The sequence below is a fragment of the Dyadobacter sp. CY356 genome, assembly GCF_021440195.1.
Classification (GTDB): Bacteria; Bacteroidota; Bacteroidia; order Cytophagales; family Spirosomataceae; genus Dyadobacter.
The window spans coordinates 34676-51371 of the sequence record NZ_JAJTSZ010000003.1 but is presented as its reverse complement, the minus strand read 5'-3'; the positions used below and the strand labels follow the sequence as shown (position 1 = coordinate 51371).

Genomic DNA, 16696 nt, shown 5'->3' with positions numbered 1-16696 from the left:
GCGGTATTTTTTTGACCTGACAAGAAAGAAAAACTATATCTTTTTAACTTGTACAGCGTTTAGTCCTTTTTTTCCTTCAACGACTTCGTATTCAACCTGGTCGTTTTCACGGATAGTAAGTCCTCCCAATCCTGTCACGTGAACAAAGATGTCTCTGTTTGTGTCGTCTTCAACGATGAAGCCGTATCCCTTAGCTTCATTGAAAAATTTTACAGTACCTGTTGGCATAATAGTGGAAATAAAAAAATGAAATAAGTTGAAAATACATCAAGAAATGCAAACGTCCCATTAGTAATCTTTAACACTATTTTGCCAAATTATTGAGGGAGGCTCAAAGGATTGACAGAATAAATTTTGGATATTTTTACCGAGGCTTCCCAATAATAATGTAACATTTACAAATTCTCTAATCACAAAGAAACAAAAATTGTTCGGAAAACAATTTATTTAAACCAAGAATTTGCAAATTTCCAAGTTAACGGTCAGATTCTAATAAATTTTGAACTGTAAAAATTCCGGTACTCTTTGTATATTGCAGAGAAAATTGCTAGTGCTGAGCTAACTATTCCATAAGCTACTATGAATCGTCTTCGTTATTTTGTAGAGAATCAGATATTTGGAGTTTGTGCAAGAATGGGTGAAAAACTCAATTTCCCGGCTAGTAGTATCCGCCGTTATTTCATTTATGCCACCTTTATGACTTTCGGCTCCCCGATCATTTTGTATCTGGTGCTGGCATTCTGGATGGAAATGCGCCAAAACTGGCGGAAGCATAATACCCCTACGATTTGGGAGCTTTAAGAGGAAACAGGATTCTGGTGAGTTCTGAAAAGCGGTGTTTTCCCAAAACAAAATATTCCCATACAATACTTCTGTAATAAAGCGGAGCCCGATAGGTTGTTTGGTGCCGTTCCTTTATCAATTTGGGCATCATGGCATAAAAAGCAAAATGCGCTCTGATAATGGCAAAAACGTCGGGCCAGGCACCCGAAGCAACAAATCGTGCGCTGGAAATTCCGTCTAATATCAACCTGAAAAACAATGTTTTCTTCCGTCTTCCTACGGGAAGATTTTTGAAAAGCATGATCAGATTATTTCTGTAATTCAGAAATGTTTTTTGGGGATTAGATTTGTGAAGTGTTCCACCACCAACGTGATAGACCAGCGATTTTCCTGAAAATGTGATTCGGTAACCTAAATCTAACAAACGCCAGCAAAGGTCAATTTCTTCCATATGCGCAAAAAAACGCTCATCAAAACCATTCGCTTTATGAAACGCATCTGACCTTATAAAAAGACAGGCACCAGTTGCCCAAAAAACATCGATTTCATCATCGTATTGCCCCAGATCTTCTTCCCTGGTATCAAAAATTCGTCCCCGGCAAAAGGGATAACCCAGGTAATCCATATAACCCCCGGCTGCTCCGGCATACTCAAAGTGGGTTGGAAGATCGTACGCCCTTATTTTAGGCTGACAGGCTGCAATATTTACATCCGTTTCCATAAAAGAAATCACCGGGTCTATCCAGCCCGGCGTTACTTCTATATCAGAATTTAACAACACGTAATATTCAGCATCAATCTGACTTAGCGCCATGTTGTAACCTCCGGCGTATCCTTTGTTTTCTGCAATTGAAAGCGTTTTTACAGAAGGATACTGGCTTTCAAGCCATTCCATGGACTGATCTGTGGATGCGTTATCCGCAACCCAAATTTCGTATCCCTCAGAATGGGTTAAAACCGTTGGAAGAAACTTTTCAAGATAATGCCTGCCATTATAATTCAGGATAACAATTGCAACAATTGGAGTCATCTAATGGAGGGACGTTATTTCATGAATCCCCCTAAGTCCAACCCTGGAATATTGGGAAGAACTCCGTCAGTTGCTTTTGCCAGATGCTCCTTTATCTTTGGTTCAAGATTTTCAAATGCTTTGTTTACTGCGGCAACAATTAAATCCTGAAGCATTTCTTTATCATCAGGGTTAATAAGGTCCTTATCAATTTCAAGTCCGATCAGCGTTTTTTGGCCATTTACAGTTGCGCGCACCATTCCACCACCAGATTCGGCAGTTTCAATAATACCAGCCAGTTGATCCTGAGCTTCTTTCATTTTAGACTGAAGGTCTTTCATTTTACCCATCAGTCCCATCATGTCTGCCATATTTCCAAACATATCAATTCTATATCTTAATGATGTATTAAACCAGGTATCTCATTATTTCAAGAGCACAAAAGTACCGTTTTTTTTAACGGTTTGATCAATATTATTAACAATTTCGATATCATAAATGTATGATCCGACTGCTGCAATTTCACCTTTAAACATCCCGTCCCAACCTTTTGATATATCATTGGAATGAAAAATAACTTCTCCCCAACGGTTTAAAACTGACATTTTAAAAGATTTATACATGGAAACTTTTACTTCAAAAATATCATTGATTCCGTCTTCATTTGGGGAAAACGCAGTCGGCACAAAAATGTCCGCATCTTTTTTATAGTTTATGACATTGGAAAAGCTTTGAAAGTTTCCCGTTTTAGAATCGGCCACAATCTGAAAAGTATAGGCAGGATCACTTTTCTCAGTAAATTGAGAAGAAAACGACAATTGAAGTTTCAAATCAGTTTCTACACGAGAGCCCGTCGAACCGATTTGTATCATTTTATAAGACTTAATCTCGTCTGTAAATGGCTTCTCCGACGACCAGGAAAAAGCTGAAATCGTATTTTGAAGTAAAATAGAGCATACCGGCTCAGACATAGGAGCCTTTTGTCCGCAGCCATTCTGATACATTACCCGGTAGCAGTAAGAGTTTTGGTTAGCTTTTACATCAAAATCCTGGTATGTAATTTCATTGTATAGTGTAGTTACTTTCTTAAAAGGACCGCCCAATCCCTCCGACCTTTGCACCAATAACTCAAAATTACTTTTAGAGCTTGCTCCGGGCACCAGTGCATCAAACTGAATCTGGTCATCTCCCAGGACGGTTACAGATAAATTCTGCAATGCCTGAGGAGCAGTGGTTGAAGTTTTAACAATGATAGGTGCTGAAACCGACTGAATATTTTTGGTGACAGCAGTAATTGAGTATTCAAAATTATCTCCACATTCCACATCCTCGTCGCTGAACGAAGTTGTTTTGATATCAGTGAAAGATTTTAAGAGCGTTCCATCCCGCATAAGCTGATACTCCTGAAAGTCGTCAGCGTTAGGATATTCATTCCAGGTTAAAGAATTTTTTTCATTTGCTGAAATGCCCTTTAAGGACATACTCGTGCCTATCTCACTATCCTGCTGTCCGCCACACAAATCTTTGGAAGCAAGTTTTACCCGATAAACCTGAGCAATATTTAAATTTGGGATTCTGTAAGACTGCGTACCGCCAGACGTTCTTGTTCCGCCGACTGTATAATTAGCACCGCCATCGCTGCTTGTTGAAATATTGGTGGAAATGGATGCCACACCTTCATACGTAACATCCATACTCCCGTTACCATTCATCTGTATTGTTTTGATCTGAATATTTTTCAATAGAGGTTGCTGGAAAGATATTCCGATCGATAATACCAGACCTCCCGAACAGGTTGTATTTGAAGTATACAATCCCCTTATTTTTACAACCGGGCTGGTTGTTATACTTGCATAATCATGTTCCAGCTCAAGAGAATTTCCTTTATTTAAAATGTCAGAAGAATTATCCCCCCAATTGATTTCTACCTGATCGTAGGTCTGTAAAATAATGTCGTCAGTAAATAATAGTTTTACTTTCCCTCCACCGCAGGAAGTATATTGTACGTTGGGATATCCTGCTTCGTAAACTTTTACTTTTTTACATGCGTAAATCGGACCCGTTGAAATACTCCCACCCTGTAAAATTGTGAAAGTGCCTCTTGTGTAGTAAGTCGTAGACTGTAACCCTTGGGCTAGTAGTGGTGTCTGTGATTTTCCGTCGTAATTCACATCATAACCAACACTAAAAGAATTCGGAACCGTATTTTGAATTTTTACGGTCAATGGAGCACAACCTTCATATTTATCCAGCTCAAATCCACCACCGCTGTTATCACATAAGCCCTGACCGCGGACGTCAAAAACATTGCATACCAAAAGGCATGACAGAAAGGTTACAAGTAATTGTTTTTTCATATGTGTGTATAACTGACCGGTTTTAAAACTGATACGAGGTATTTATCTCAAATAGACATCAAAGTTAAAATTTTCAGCATTAAGAAGTTCATCTTCAACCAAAAAGATATAAACACTTGCAATAATCCCGTTACCTAATAAGTAAAAAACTACCACTTTTAGTGAACAACTTATCGTTGCTATCGGTTATTTCAGCCTTGTAAACATAAGATCCGGCAGGCGCTTTTTCTCCGTTAATGATCCCATCCCAACTATTATTGATGTCTGCCGTCTGAAAAACGACTTCACCCCAACGGTTGAAAACAGACATTTTAAATGTGTTGACGAACAAGCCTTTTACTTCAAATGTTTCATTAATATTATCTGCATTTGGTGTAAAAGCATCCGGAATCAGGAGGATAAATTCCTGTGTGTAGTTTACAATGTTGGAAAAACTCAAAAAATTTCCATTTTGGGAATGACCAACGATTTGAAACGAATAGGTCGATTTGGTCTGTGTATTTAAATTTAAGGGATAGGTGTTGATTAAACCGACTGGTGTATTCGTAGCACCTATGTTCGATTCATTCTGTATGACATCATACGATTCTACACCTGCTAAAAATGGTGAGTCATTTGTCCAGGAAATATCTGATGGTGTCTGTTTAAGCAATATAGAACAAACCGGGTCGCTGAATTCTGAGCGGAGCGGACATGAATTTTCGTAACTGAAACGATAACAATAGGATTTACTTCCTGTATTCACAGTTTTGTCTTCAAATTCCGTTTGCTGATTTTTTGCACCTGAAATTTGGGTAAAGTCCGAACTTCCCAAATCTGCTCTTTCAACAATAAGATCATAAGTTCCAGTTAAGCCGTCCCCTCCTAAAACAACTTCCGTTCTTATCACATTTGGAGCGGTAACGCTTACACTGGCCTGGGTAATTTTTTCAGGTTTTGAACTTGTCATCGTAACTTTTTTTGGCGCAGAAAAAGAGCGTAACAAATTTGTAAGTGCTACGATCCTGTATTCATAAGTTTGTCCACAAATTGCATCTTCATCAATCCATTTTAGATCGTCGATGGACTGAAAACCATGAATCGGAGCATTATCTCTCAAAAGCTGATAACCCGTAAACGCACCTGGATAAGCGTATCTGTTCCATTCAAGCACATTTCCTTTTTTTTCCGTACTCGTTTTCAAAACCATTGTTCCTACTTCATCACTCAAAAATGTGCCCCCGCAGGCATCCTGGGATACAAGTTTTACTTTATATTGACTTTCAGGATTTAAGTTTTCTATTAAAACGCCATTATCCCCTCCATTAGACCCTTTTTCAACAGACTTATAGGTGTCGCTGACCTCGCTGAAAAAAACTTCCGTCTCTGTTTTTTCAATTCCCCTATACAAAATATTGACTTTGCCGTCGGAGCTCATTTCAACTCTCCTGACTTTAATATCATCAAGCGAAATATTTTGTGAAGTTGCTGACAAAATATTTTCCAGTCCCGTACAGGAAACCCCCGCCTTGTGAACACCTTTAATTTTTATTTGAGAAATTGTCCCTGTATAGGCATGTGTAAGTATCAGCCCTTCACCTTTTCGCCATTCTGAATTAACCTTCCCATCCCCCCAATTGATCTCGATATGATCGTATGACCTGGCCAGGGTATCGTTTACAATAGTCACTTTTGCTATAGTCCCACAGACTTCGAGGAGTGCATTCACCTTTTGTCGTTCGTATATGGTGACTTGCTTGCAAAGTGCAAATCCCGAGCCATTTTTGCTCCCTACCTGCAAAATGGTGTAAACGCCCGGTTTATCATAAGTATACGAAAAGGGATTCGGTGGGTTAATTGGATCACTGACTTTATCATAATCAAATATGTAACCGATATTTAGTCCGCCAACAACATTGTTTTTGACAGAAACGGTTTGACTGCCACAACCATCAAAAGGGATAACGTCAAAGTCTCCATCAGCCTTGTCACAATACTTTCCTCCTTTCACAATCGGCGCCTGCCCATTGACATTAAATGATTGAAGTAAAGCTGTAAAAAATAATATAGACAGTAATCGTAACCTCATGAAGTATGTTTCAAAATTGAGTAATAACACTTACAAACCTGGAAATAACAGACTTTGAAACCCTTCATTGAAATGGATTGTTCACTCATTGAAGGTCAAAATTAAAACATTTCGACATTAAGACTGTACCTTTATAACCTAAAACGTGTTTTCCCGTAAAACTATTTTTTGTCTACCCGAATAATGAATAATAATAGTAATTCCATAGTACTGGATTCGATAGAAGATGCCATTGAAGCGATTAAAAACGGACAAATGATAGTTGTCGTTGATGATGAAGATCGTGAAAATGAAGGTGATTTTATTTGTGCCGCTGAGCTGGTTACACCAGAAATCGTCAATTTTATGGCGAAAGAAGGCCGCGGACTCATTTGTGCGCCTATTACAGAAGAGCGTTGTGTTGAACTGGAACTGGACATGATGGTTGGAAATAATACCGCCCTTCATGAAACTGCCTTTACCGTTTCGGTTGACTTACTGGGCAATGGTTGTACAACCGGAATCTCCGCCAGCGACCGTGCAAAAACAATTCAGGCGCTTGTAAATCCAACGACAATTCCGGCTGATCTTGGGCGCCCGGGACATATTTTTCCATTGAGAGCAAAACAAGGTGGCGTATTAAGACGTACCGGACATACAGAAGCTGCCATCGATTTTGCAAGACTTGCCGGCTTGGCACCTGCGGGTGTTCTGGTTGAAATTTTGAATGAAGATGGCTCCATGGCCCGCTTGCCTCAGCTTCGGGAAATTGCCAATCGATTTAACCTGAAACTGGTTAGTGTTAAAGATTTAATTGAATATCGTTTACGTAAAGAATCTCTTATCAAAAGAGAAATCGGCGTTGATATGCCTACGGAATGGGGACATTTTGATCTGATTGCTTACCGTCAGATTAATACAGGTGATATGCATCTGGCTTTGGTAAAAGGCACCTGGGAAAAAGATGAGCCTGTTTTGGTACGCGTTCATTCTTCCTGTATGACAGGTGATATTTTTGGTTCATGCCGCTGCGATTGCGGTCCTCAACTTCATGCGGCCATGGATCTGGTCAGCAAAGAAGGAAAAGGTGTGATCGTTTACATGAATCAGGAAGGCCGTGGAATTGGTTTGTTAAATAAATTAAAAGCCTACAAGCTTCAGGAAATGGGCCGGGATACGGTTGAAGCAAATATTGAACTGGGTTTTGGTAGTGATGAACGCGATTATGGCGTTGGTGCACAAATCCTGCGGGACCTCGACATTACCAAAATAAAACTGATCACAAATAATCCAAAAAAACGTGCCGGTTTAATCGGGTACGGACTGGAAATTGTTGATTCAGTTTCTATTGAAATTCCCTCAAATCCCTACAATGAAAAATATCTGTTGACCAAGCGTGATAAAATGGGACATAATCTTAGTAACCTATCTTTTCCTGGAACTCAGGTATGACAGACATACAAGTTGTCGTAACGGAAAGCGACATTCTTAAATGCCGCAGCACTATCCAGGCGCTGCGGCCTGCTTTAACGGACGATCTTTACCTTGAAGCCGTTCAAAAGACCCTGGAAGACAACCGGCAGATTATTTTTATTGAAGAAGAAAACCAGGCTGCAGCAGTTGCCGTTTTTGAGACCGGTTATAATCTCTTCCGTGGAAAATATATTTATATCGACGACTTGTCAACACTTCCGGGCAATCGCGGGAAAGGTTATGCCGGAAAATTGGTCGACTGGATTTTAGATTATGCTAAAAAGGAAGGTTACGCGCAGGTTCATTTAGATTCAGGAGTTAGCGCAGCCCGGACGGACGCACATCGACTTTACCTCAACAAACGTTTTCAAATTACAAGCATGCATTTTGTTGTTAATGTTTGATAGGTTTGATTTTTTCAGACCTTTGTACGAATTTTGACGGCCGTCCAATAAAGATAGCCTTCCAAATTCTTTCATCAACAACGGGAAACCAGGCCTAAATTAGATTTAATGAATATCCATCAGGTTTTTGAAGCATTCAATTCTTTACGTGTTCTTGTCATTGGTGATGTTATGCTCGACTCCTATGTCTGGGGAAAAGTAGAACGTATTTCACCCGAAGCGCCTGTTCCGGTTGTGAATGTAAGTAACCGTGAATATCGGCTTGGTGGTGCAGGAAACGTACTTTTGAATGTTCAGGCACTGGGCGCGGAAGCCATTGTTTGTACCGTGATCGGAACTGACAGTTCAGGCGATTTATTGGAAAACAGCCTGAAAGAAAAAGGCCTGAATTGTGAAGGATTAATCCGCAGCAGCGATAGAATCACAACCATAAAAGAAAGAATCATCGCTGGCTCCCAGCAAGTGGTACGAATTGATACCGAAACGGACAAACCTGTTTCAACCGAAGAAAAAGACAGACTTGTTAACAAAGCAAAAGAACTTATCCCTTCCTGCAATGTCATTATTTTTGAAGATTATGACAAAGGCGTTTTAACTTCCGAATCTATAAAAGAAATTACAGATTTCGCTATCGAGCATAATGTCCCAACGGTTGTTGACCCTAAAAAACGCAATTTCCTTTCTTACAATAATGTAACGCTTTTCAAGCCAAATCTGAAAGAACTACGTGAAGGTTTAAAAGTGGAATTTAATGTCGATAATCCTGCGGAATTACAGGCAACTGTTCAACAATTAAAAGAAACTCTGAACGCAAAAGGGGCATTAATCACGCTTTCTGAACGTGGGGTAATTATTGATTTTCAAGATGAAGTACATAAACTTCCTGCACACATTCGTCAGATCGCTGACGTATCCGGCGCGGGAGATACCGTAATCAGTATCGCAGCCTGTTGTGTCGCGCTTGGGCTTCCTCCACGATCAATTGCAGGAATTTCGAATCTTGGTGGTGGTTTGGTTTGCGAATTGGTTGGTGTGGTACCGATTGATAAAGCGTTATTAAAAACAGAGGCGGAGAAGTTTGGATTGGTTTAAAACAACTTATTACGGTGCGCTGCACCTTAACATTCAGGAGGACAATCGCCTTTTCTACAAATATTGAGGTGCTCTGCACCAGTGTCTCTTTTGAAATGTAGAAAATTCCGGAAATACTTTAAGAACAAATTATTTCGGTGCGCTGCATCTTAACATTCAGGAGGACAATCGCCTTTTCTACAAATATTGAGGTGCTCTGCACCAGTGTCTCTTTTGAAATGTAGAAAATTCCGGAAATACTTTAAGAACAAATTATTACGGTGCGCTGCACCTTAACATTCAGGAGAACAATCGCCTTTTCTACAAGTATTTGGGTGCTCTGCAACAGTGTCGCTTTTGTAATTAAGAAAATTCCGGAAATACTATAAGAACAAATTATTTCGGTGCGCTGCACCTAAACATTCAGGATGACAATCGCCTTTTCTACAAGTATTTGGGTGCTCTGCACCAGTGTCGCTTTTGAAATGTAGAAAATTCCTCAAATACTTTAAGAACAAATTATTATGGTGCGCCGCACTTTAACATTCAGGAGGACAATCGCCTTTTCTACAAATATTGAGGTGCTCTGCACCACTGTCTCTCGTAAAATGAAAGATTGCTTTGTGATATCTTGTGCTACCAGTTTATTCCTCCGCCTCCACCTAAACCCATTTTACGGGTAAAACGATTAGATAATTTGGATTTGCTGGTAATGTAACGCACACTGGCTCCGATATAAGGCATGGTTGCCGGCGTGTAGGCAGTCAGTGTTTCATGCGCGCTGTTAAAAGTTTTTATTTGTCTGAAAGTAGTAACACCGGCTTCCAGAGAAATATTAAGTACCGTAAATAAATGCGCATTCGCCGAAACACCGAGTTTGATCTGACGGTAATTTTCACGACGCAGCATTTTCTCTTCCGGTGTCTGTATCTGGAAACCGCCGCTATAACCGTTCAGCCCGGCTAGCATATCCACATTAAACCACTTTGTTGAGCGGTAATTAACATTCATCATAAAAGGCAATAATGCTGAAACGCGCCAGTCTCTGCCAAAACGCTTATTCACACCAAACACCGGCACAAAACGTATTTTTTGGTTATAAGCCAAAATGGATCCATACAGGATCTGCGTATGCAATCCAAGAATATGCATCCGCGCCGCGCCTCCCCAGAAAAATGGCTGAGGTGTAAAAAATGTTTCATTGCTTTCTGTCATACCAAGTCCTCCACCATAAACCCAAAGACGGTCTTTGATACTGGCTTGCAATCTGATCACACCAACAGATAATGTTTTATATCCATTATCCGGAATATTTTTCCCGTCAACTGTCGGCTGAATTTGTGTGTATTGTGTTAATAAAACGGTATGAACCGCTCTCAGATCAAACTTTTTTTGCAAACTATAACCCAGCTGCACTTCACTTTGAATCGGCACGATCCCAAAAAAACCAGCCCTGGAATAGCCAAAATCTTTTCCTGTACCCCCACCCAAATTTGACGGAACGTTGTAATCTGCCTTTAAAGTCACATTAGGATAAAACAACCTGCTCAAAGCAAAGTGCTGAGCCTGAACCGACGAAACCGTCGTAATAAGAAATCCGAAAAGTAAATGTCGGGAAAATTTCATGCGTTGTTCAGGGGTGTGATTGTCGGCAAATAACGAGAAAAGAGTTACGGTATTGTATCTGAGAAAATTGAGGCATTAAACTGTAAGAATTTAAAAATATTTCCATTGTATGAACGGCGTTTTCCTGTCTTACCTTCTTTTGTAATTATGTTACCATTTGACTAATAACAGTCTCAAAAAAAGTTTGTTCATTTACATCCGACAAACCTTACTTCACAATATGGTCAAATTACCTTCTCTCGAAACCCTGAAAAAGAGTCTTTTAACCACAATTATCCGTTATCCCTGGGTAGTTCTTATAGCTGTTATCAAACTCGTATTGCTAATCAGTTACACAGAAACACCGAACGAAAATGAATCTTTACGTAACATTTTGGTACGACTTTCCTACGTTTTCTTTGTAGCTATGCCTCTTGTACTTAGCGTTAAAATACTATTTGAGAGAAGGTCCTCGAAAAAGGAATTAAAATATGGCTTGCTCGCACTGGTAGCTTTGCTGTTGTTCTGCTACTATTTTTATATCAGTCCGGATCCAAATCAAAATGATTATTACCGTTTTATTTTATTCATGGCGGCGTCTCACTTGTTAGTATCCTTCGCTGGTTTTATCCGTTTCAACGAGCCCAACGGTTTTTGGCAATTTAATAAAACGCTTTTTTTACAGTTCCTAACCGCCACTTTATATTCGGTTACTTTGTACGCTGGCCTGGTTATTGCGGTTGAAACAGTCATATTTTTGTTCAACATCCAGTTTCTTTTCAAGATTGAGGCCGACCTTTTTTATACACTGTTTATACTTTTTCACACAGTCTTTTTTTTAAGTAAAATTCCAGAAAACCTTCAAATTCTTGAAGAGCAAACTGACTATCCTTCTGGTTTAAAGATATTCACACAATACGTTCTATTGCCACTTGAAGTCGTTTATCTGGTCATTTTATATGCTTATACAGCAAAAATAATTTTTCAATGGCAACTTCCGGAAGGTGGAGTGGCCTATCTTGTATTAGCATTTTCAGTAGCTGGAATTTTAGCACTATTGCTTTTATACCCGCTGCGGGACACGGTAAAAGATCGTTGGGTAAGTCTTTTCAGCCGCCGTTTTTATATTGCCATCTCGCCTTTGATCCTACTTCTTTTTGCAGGAATTTCTCGCCGTATTAATGATTACGGTCTAACAGAAAATCGATACCTCGTAGCGGTATTAGCAATTTGGCTTGCCGGCATTACGATTTATTCACTCGTAGTGAAACGAAACGATATTCGCTGGATTCCGGTCAGTCTTTCCATCATAAGTTTTTTTCTCGCAGTTGGCCCATGGAATATTTTCAGAGTTGCTGAAAAAAGCCAGTTAAAGCTTTTTCGTAAAATCCTGACGGAGAACAAGCTTTTAAATTCTCAGGATAAAATAGCCGGAAATGCAGTTTTATCAGTAGAAGATTATGAACAACTTTTTTCTATTGTAGATTTTTTCAAGGCAAGAGACCGGTCAGTTATTGCGAGCTATTTCCCAAAATTTGGTGAGAATGCTAATAAGCACAGATATTCAAATGTTATGAATAATTTCCTAGAAAAGCACGTATCCTCGACTGGTAACAACCTTTCCGACATATATTGGACTTTTTCTCTAGATTCAGAAACCCAAAACAAAATCGATATACACGGGTATAATTTCATGGTTCCTTTTCTGGTAAGTAATAATGAAAAACTAACTGAGAAAGAGTACGAAATTGCATCTTCCGATCATGGCCAGCTATTGATTTTATATCATAACCACAAGAAAATTGTGTCGTTAGATATTAAAAAGAAAATTGAAGAATTAAGTAATCAATATGAAAACAATTCCTATCGGGTTCCGTCAAATGTATTAACGATCAATTATGAAAATTCTGGATATCACATAAAAATTCTGATAACCACATTATCGGGAGATAATGAAAAAAATTATTCTGTACGCGGCTACTTTTTTTACAAATAATAACATGTAATAATTAACAAGAAGCATATTATTGAATACCAGCTTAATAACAAAAATTGCATCAAAAAAACCAGCCATGAATTTAATCCGAAATAGTTTGATCCTGTTGGTAAACATTCTGTTACCATTAATGTTAAATGCTCAAACCACGGAGTCCACTTTCGCCGAAAAACTCGGTTATCCAAAAGGGAAAAAGGTACTGATTATCCACGTGGATGATGTCGGCATGTCTTATGAATCCAACCAGGGAGCTATAAAAGCAATAAAAGAAGGCGTTGCCAATTCGCTTAGTGTGATGATGACTTGCGGTTGGGTGCCAGGTTTCGTTCATTATTTGAAAGAAAATCCGGATATAGACGCGGGACTGCATTTGACATTAACTTCCGAATGGAAGGATTATCGCTGGGGACCGCTTGCCGGCAAAAATCAGGTGAAAGGTTTGGTTGATTCCGAAGGTGCGATGTGGAGAGGTGTTGCCGAGGTCGTTAAAAATGCCACGCCGGATGAGGTTGAAAAAGAAATCCGCGCACAACTTGACCGGGCAAAAACGATGGGTTTCACACCAACGCATCTGGACTCACATATGGGAACGCTTTTCGCTACACCGGAATTTTTGCAGCGTTATCTGAAAGTAGGTATGGAAGAAAAAATCCCGGTCATGTTTCCGGGCGGACATAATTCTGTCGTCCAGATTCAGGAGAAAATAATTGCTGATCAGCTCGCCATGACACAAATGGTTGGAAAACAGCTTTGGGACGCCGGTTTACCCGTTCTGGATGATCTGGAAAATTCAAGTTATGGATGGAAAGGTCCGGAGTCTGGTGACAAATCTGAAAAAGCACTTCAAAAATATAAAACACAAAAATACATTGAGGCTATCAAAAACATTAAACCCGGCCTTACGATGGTGATTATGCACTGCACGATCCATACCGAAGTTTTTCCAAAAATCACAGATTCATACCCAACCCGCGAAGGCGATTTTCTGGCAATGATCGATCCGGAATTGAGAAAATATATTGAAAAAGAAGGGATTATTCTGACAACGTGGAGGGAAGCGATGGAGCGTCGTCAGAAAGTAAAGTAAAACTAAGTTACAGCATGTCAGATTATTTCAGATTTGGCATGCTGTAAGCTGACTTAATCCAACTAAATTTTTACAATTGCTGCTCCTCCCAAATACGCTGCAATTCTTCAATGTCAGCCAAATCCTTACGTCGTCCTGTTGCCTCTTTTTCGGTAATCAAATCCTTAAGCTGAATCACAGAAAACGGAATTCCATCAAGATCTGCCTGTAAAGCTCTTTCATAACAAGCATCAAAATCAGCCTCCGAAAATGCTTTTAGGGAATGTCCAAGATCCAGCTCAAAACCTGACATTCCAAAACAGACGGAAGTATAACCGAAAATAAGCGGCATATTTAAAAGCAAATCGCTACCAACCACATCATTTTCGGATAAGGCGTTAATTAGGGCTTTTGTATTTTCTGTTTCGTTTTTTATCCAAAGATTTAAATTTAATGCAGTAGTAATATGACCGTAAACAACGCCTGCAACATTTCCAACCAAAAGATATTTGACACCAAAATCTTCCAGGCTTTTAAAAAGATTTTTGAAATCGTCAATATTTATATAAAAACAAAACGCCTTCGTATTTAGTCGATTTGAAGAATACAACTTGGCCGCCAAATGGTTGAGTTGGGCTAGTTTTTTTATATTTTCTAAATATTGAGATTCGGATTGAACAACAGGAATATTCATGATTTGAATAGTGTGGATGCTAAGTATTTACAACATTAAAATATAAATTATTTGAAACAAAAAACAAAAACCCCGGCAGACCAAAATCCACCAGGGTTTTCATAATATTCTGTGGCCAAGCTCATCGCTAAAAGCCAAAAGCTAACTTCTAAAGATCGATTGCTTCACCATAAGCCGCCTCAGTTGCTCCTTTTAAAGCTTCTGACATCGTTGGGTGGGGGTGGATTGAACGCATAATTTCGTGAGCAGTCGTTTCCAGTTTACGGGCCACTACAACCTCAGCGATCATTTCAGTAACGTTTGTACCAATCATGTGTGCTCCAAGGAACTCACCATATTTGGCATCAAAAATAACTTTTACGAAACCATCCGTAGCGCCGGCAGCCGTAGCTTTACCAGATGCCTTAAATGGAAATTTACCCACTTTGATATCGTAACCAGCTTCTTTCGCTTTTTTCTCAGTAAAACCAACAGATGCAATTTCAGGTTGGCAATACGTACAACCAGGAATGTTTCCATAATCCAAAGCTTCCGTTTTGTGACCTGCAATTTTCTCTGCGCAGATGATACCTTCGGCAGTCGCAACGTGTGCCAAAGCAGGGCCAGGCGTACAGTCACCGATTGCGTAGAAACCAGGGACGTTGGTTTCATACCATTCGTTAACAGAAATTTTACCTTTATCTGTTTTGATACCAGCCTCTTCCAGACCGATATTTTCGATATTCGAAACGATACCAGCTGCTGAAAGCACAACATCAACTTCAAAAGTTTTTTCTCCGTCTGGTGTTTTAACAGTAACTTTGCAACCGTTTCCGCTTGTGTCAACTTTCTCAACGGAAGAATTAACAAAAGTATCAACACCCAGTTTTTTGTATTGTTTCGCGATTTCTTTCGAAATATCTTCGTCTTCTACCGGAACAAGATTTGGAAGGAATTCAACAACCGTAACTTTCGTTCCCATGGTTGCATACACATAAGCAAACTCCATACCGATCGCACCAGAACCTACTACCAAAAGACTTTTTGGCTGTGTTTCAAGGCTCATTGCTTTACGGTATTCGATTACTTTCGTACCGTCAATTTTAATATTTGGCAATTCACGTGCACGTGCTCCTGTTGCAATCACAACACCTTTACCAGCAGTATAATCAGTTTTATTTCCGTCCTTATCAGTAACTTCAACTGTTTTTACACCTTTCACTTTACCTGTTCCCATGATGACGTCGATTTTATTCTTCTTCATCAAAAAGGCAACGCCTTTACTCATTGTATCTGCAACACCACGGCTACGTTTGATAACGCCTCCAAAGTCAGCAGAAGATTCGCCTACGTTGATACCGTAGTCTTTTGCATGCTTAATGTATTCAAAAACTTGTGCACTTTTAAGAAGAGCTTTGGTTGGAATACAGCCCCAGTTAAGGCAAATCCCACCTAAAAGTTCTTTTTCTACAATTGCTACCTTCAGTCCTAATTGGGAAGCACGGATAGCTGCCGGATATCCGCCAGGACCGCTACCAACCACAATCACGTCATACGTTTGAGCCATTTTCTAGTATTTTTATTTGAAAGAAATGGGTTGACAAAAATTTCATGCAAAGGTAGTGAATATCGTTATGAAAACGGCAGGTAATCGTCAGGAATGGTTAAGTGTGGTCAGGAAATTGTCAGGATTTGTCATTGGTAGTCAGGAAGTCGTTGATTCTGGGTAATTGTCAGGATTTGTCATTGGGGGTCAAGGATTGTCATGAATTGTTCTAAGTTACCAGATCATGAATTGTGCGTACTTATGGAGATTAATGATCCCTATTTTTCTTGTACTAACCATTATTTTATGAAACTTGAAGAGCTGCATATTTATCAGGTGGCTATGGCCTTAGGTGAAGACGTATGGAAACTTGCTGATGCCTGGAGCTATTTTATTAAGGATACAATTGGTAAACAACTGGTGAGATCAGCGGATTCAGTGGCGCAAATATTGCGGAAGGTTATGGTCGGTATCATTACAAAGAAAATCTGAACTTTTGCTTCTACGCCCGTGGTTCTTTAAAGGAGACAGTAACCTGGCTTGCAAAAGCAAAAAACAGAAATCTGATAAGCATAGAAAAATTCACGGAATTAAGCCAACTTTGTGAATCATTATCGGTGAAGCTTAATAACTATATCAGGACGATTGGGAAATAAATTGTCATGA

General features: G+C 39.5%; 14 protein-coding genes and 1 pseudogene. 7 read left to right on the top strand and 8 right to left on the bottom strand.

Annotated elements, in window-relative coordinates; translation table 11 throughout:
• Positions 1-33: 33 nt before the first annotated feature.
• The gene (locus LXL81_RS12025) at positions 34-228 is read right to left on the bottom strand and encodes a cold-shock protein (protein ID WP_026629450.1); all 195 of its coding nucleotides are present in this window, start codon (positions 226-228) and stop codon (positions 34-36) included.
• A gap of 351 nt (positions 229-579) precedes the next feature.
• Here LXL81_RS12025 and LXL81_RS12020 point away from each other — a divergent pair, with 351 nt between their 5' ends.
• Positions 580-801: a PspC domain-containing protein gene (locus LXL81_RS12020; protein WP_159468617.1), complete on the top strand. Its 222-nt coding sequence runs from the start codon at positions 580-582 to the stop codon at positions 799-801.
• Here LXL81_RS12020 and LXL81_RS12015 read toward each other — a convergent pair.
• The 4 genes from LXL81_RS12015 to LXL81_RS12000 form a co-directional block, all read right to left on the bottom strand.
• A complete protein-coding gene (locus tag LXL81_RS12015; RefSeq protein ID WP_234647040.1) occupies positions 782-1813 on the bottom strand; it encodes a glycosyltransferase family 2 protein in 1032 nt (343 codons plus the stop codon). The genes LXL81_RS12020 and LXL81_RS12015 overlap by 20 nt on opposite strands.
• A gap of 14 nt (positions 1814-1827) precedes the next feature.
• Positions 1828-2175, bottom strand: a complete 348-nt coding sequence (locus tag LXL81_RS12010; protein ID WP_234647039.1) for a YbaB/EbfC family nucleoid-associated protein — start codon at positions 2173-2175, stop codon at positions 1828-1830.
• Positions 2176-2217: 42 nt separating this feature from the next.
• Positions 2218-4149, bottom strand: coding sequence for a gliding motility-associated C-terminal domain-containing protein (locus LXL81_RS12005; protein ID WP_234647038.1), 1932 nt, complete (start codon positions 4147-4149; stop codon positions 2218-2220).
• 130 nt (positions 4150-4279) lie between these two features.
• Positions 4280-6217: a gliding motility-associated C-terminal domain-containing protein gene (locus LXL81_RS12000; protein ID WP_234647037.1), complete on the bottom strand. Its 1938-nt coding sequence runs from the start codon at positions 6215-6217 to the stop codon at positions 4280-4282.
• 183 nt (positions 6218-6400) lie between these two features.
• Here LXL81_RS12000 and LXL81_RS11995 point away from each other — a divergent pair, with 183 nt between their 5' ends.
• The 3 genes from LXL81_RS11995 to LXL81_RS11985 all read left to right on the top strand — a co-directional run bounded on the left by LXL81_RS11995 (position 6401) and on the right by LXL81_RS11985 (position 9165).
• Entirely contained in the window at positions 6401-7648 is a 1248-nt protein-coding gene (locus LXL81_RS11995; protein WP_234647036.1) for a bifunctional 3,4-dihydroxy-2-butanone-4-phosphate synthase/GTP cyclohydrolase II, read from the top strand.
• The gene (locus LXL81_RS11990) at positions 7645-8073 is read left to right on the top strand and encodes a GNAT family N-acetyltransferase (protein ID WP_234647035.1); all 429 of its coding nucleotides are present in this window, start codon (positions 7645-7647) and stop codon (positions 8071-8073) included. The genes LXL81_RS11995 and LXL81_RS11990 overlap by 4 nt, the downstream gene beginning before the upstream one ends.
• A 108-nt stretch (positions 8074-8181) precedes the next feature.
• Entirely contained in the window at positions 8182-9165 is a 984-nt protein-coding gene (locus tag LXL81_RS11985) for a bifunctional heptose 7-phosphate kinase/heptose 1-phosphate adenyltransferase (RefSeq protein ID WP_234647034.1), read from the top strand.
• Positions 9166-9780: 615 nt separating this feature from the next.
• Here LXL81_RS11985 and LXL81_RS11980 read toward each other — a convergent pair.
• Entirely contained in the window at positions 9781-10770 is a 990-nt protein-coding gene (locus LXL81_RS11980) for a hypothetical protein (protein WP_234647033.1), read from the bottom strand.
• Positions 10771-10990: 220 nt separating this feature from the next.
• Here LXL81_RS11980 and LXL81_RS11975 point away from each other — a divergent pair, with 220 nt between their 5' ends.
• Positions 10991-12745, top strand: a complete 1755-nt coding sequence (locus tag LXL81_RS11975; RefSeq protein ID WP_234647032.1) for a DUF4153 domain-containing protein — start codon at positions 10991-10993, stop codon at positions 12743-12745.
• 76 nt (positions 12746-12821) lie between these two features.
• Positions 12822-13832 (top strand): polysaccharide deacetylase family protein, encoded by a 1011-nt coding sequence (locus tag LXL81_RS11970; RefSeq protein ID WP_409013883.1) that lies wholly within the window; start codon positions 12822-12824, stop codon positions 13830-13832.
• A 70-nt stretch (positions 13833-13902) separates the two neighbouring features.
• Here the strand turns inward: LXL81_RS11970 and LXL81_RS11965 are convergent, their stop codons facing one another.
• Positions 13903-14505 (bottom strand): hypothetical protein, encoded by a 603-nt coding sequence (locus LXL81_RS11965; RefSeq protein ID WP_234647031.1) that lies wholly within the window; start codon positions 14503-14505, stop codon positions 13903-13905.
• Positions 14506-14653: 148 nt separating this feature from the next.
• A complete protein-coding gene (gene lpdA / locus LXL81_RS11960) occupies positions 14654-16051 on the bottom strand; it encodes a dihydrolipoyl dehydrogenase (protein ID WP_234647030.1) in 1398 nt (465 codons plus the stop codon).
• A 198-nt stretch (positions 16052-16249) separates the two neighbouring features.
• Here lpdA and LXL81_RS29315 point away from each other — a divergent pair.
• Positions 16250-16686: pseudogene (locus LXL81_RS29315) on the top strand (four helix bundle protein).
• The last annotated feature ends 10 nt before the right edge of the window (positions 16687-16696 follow it).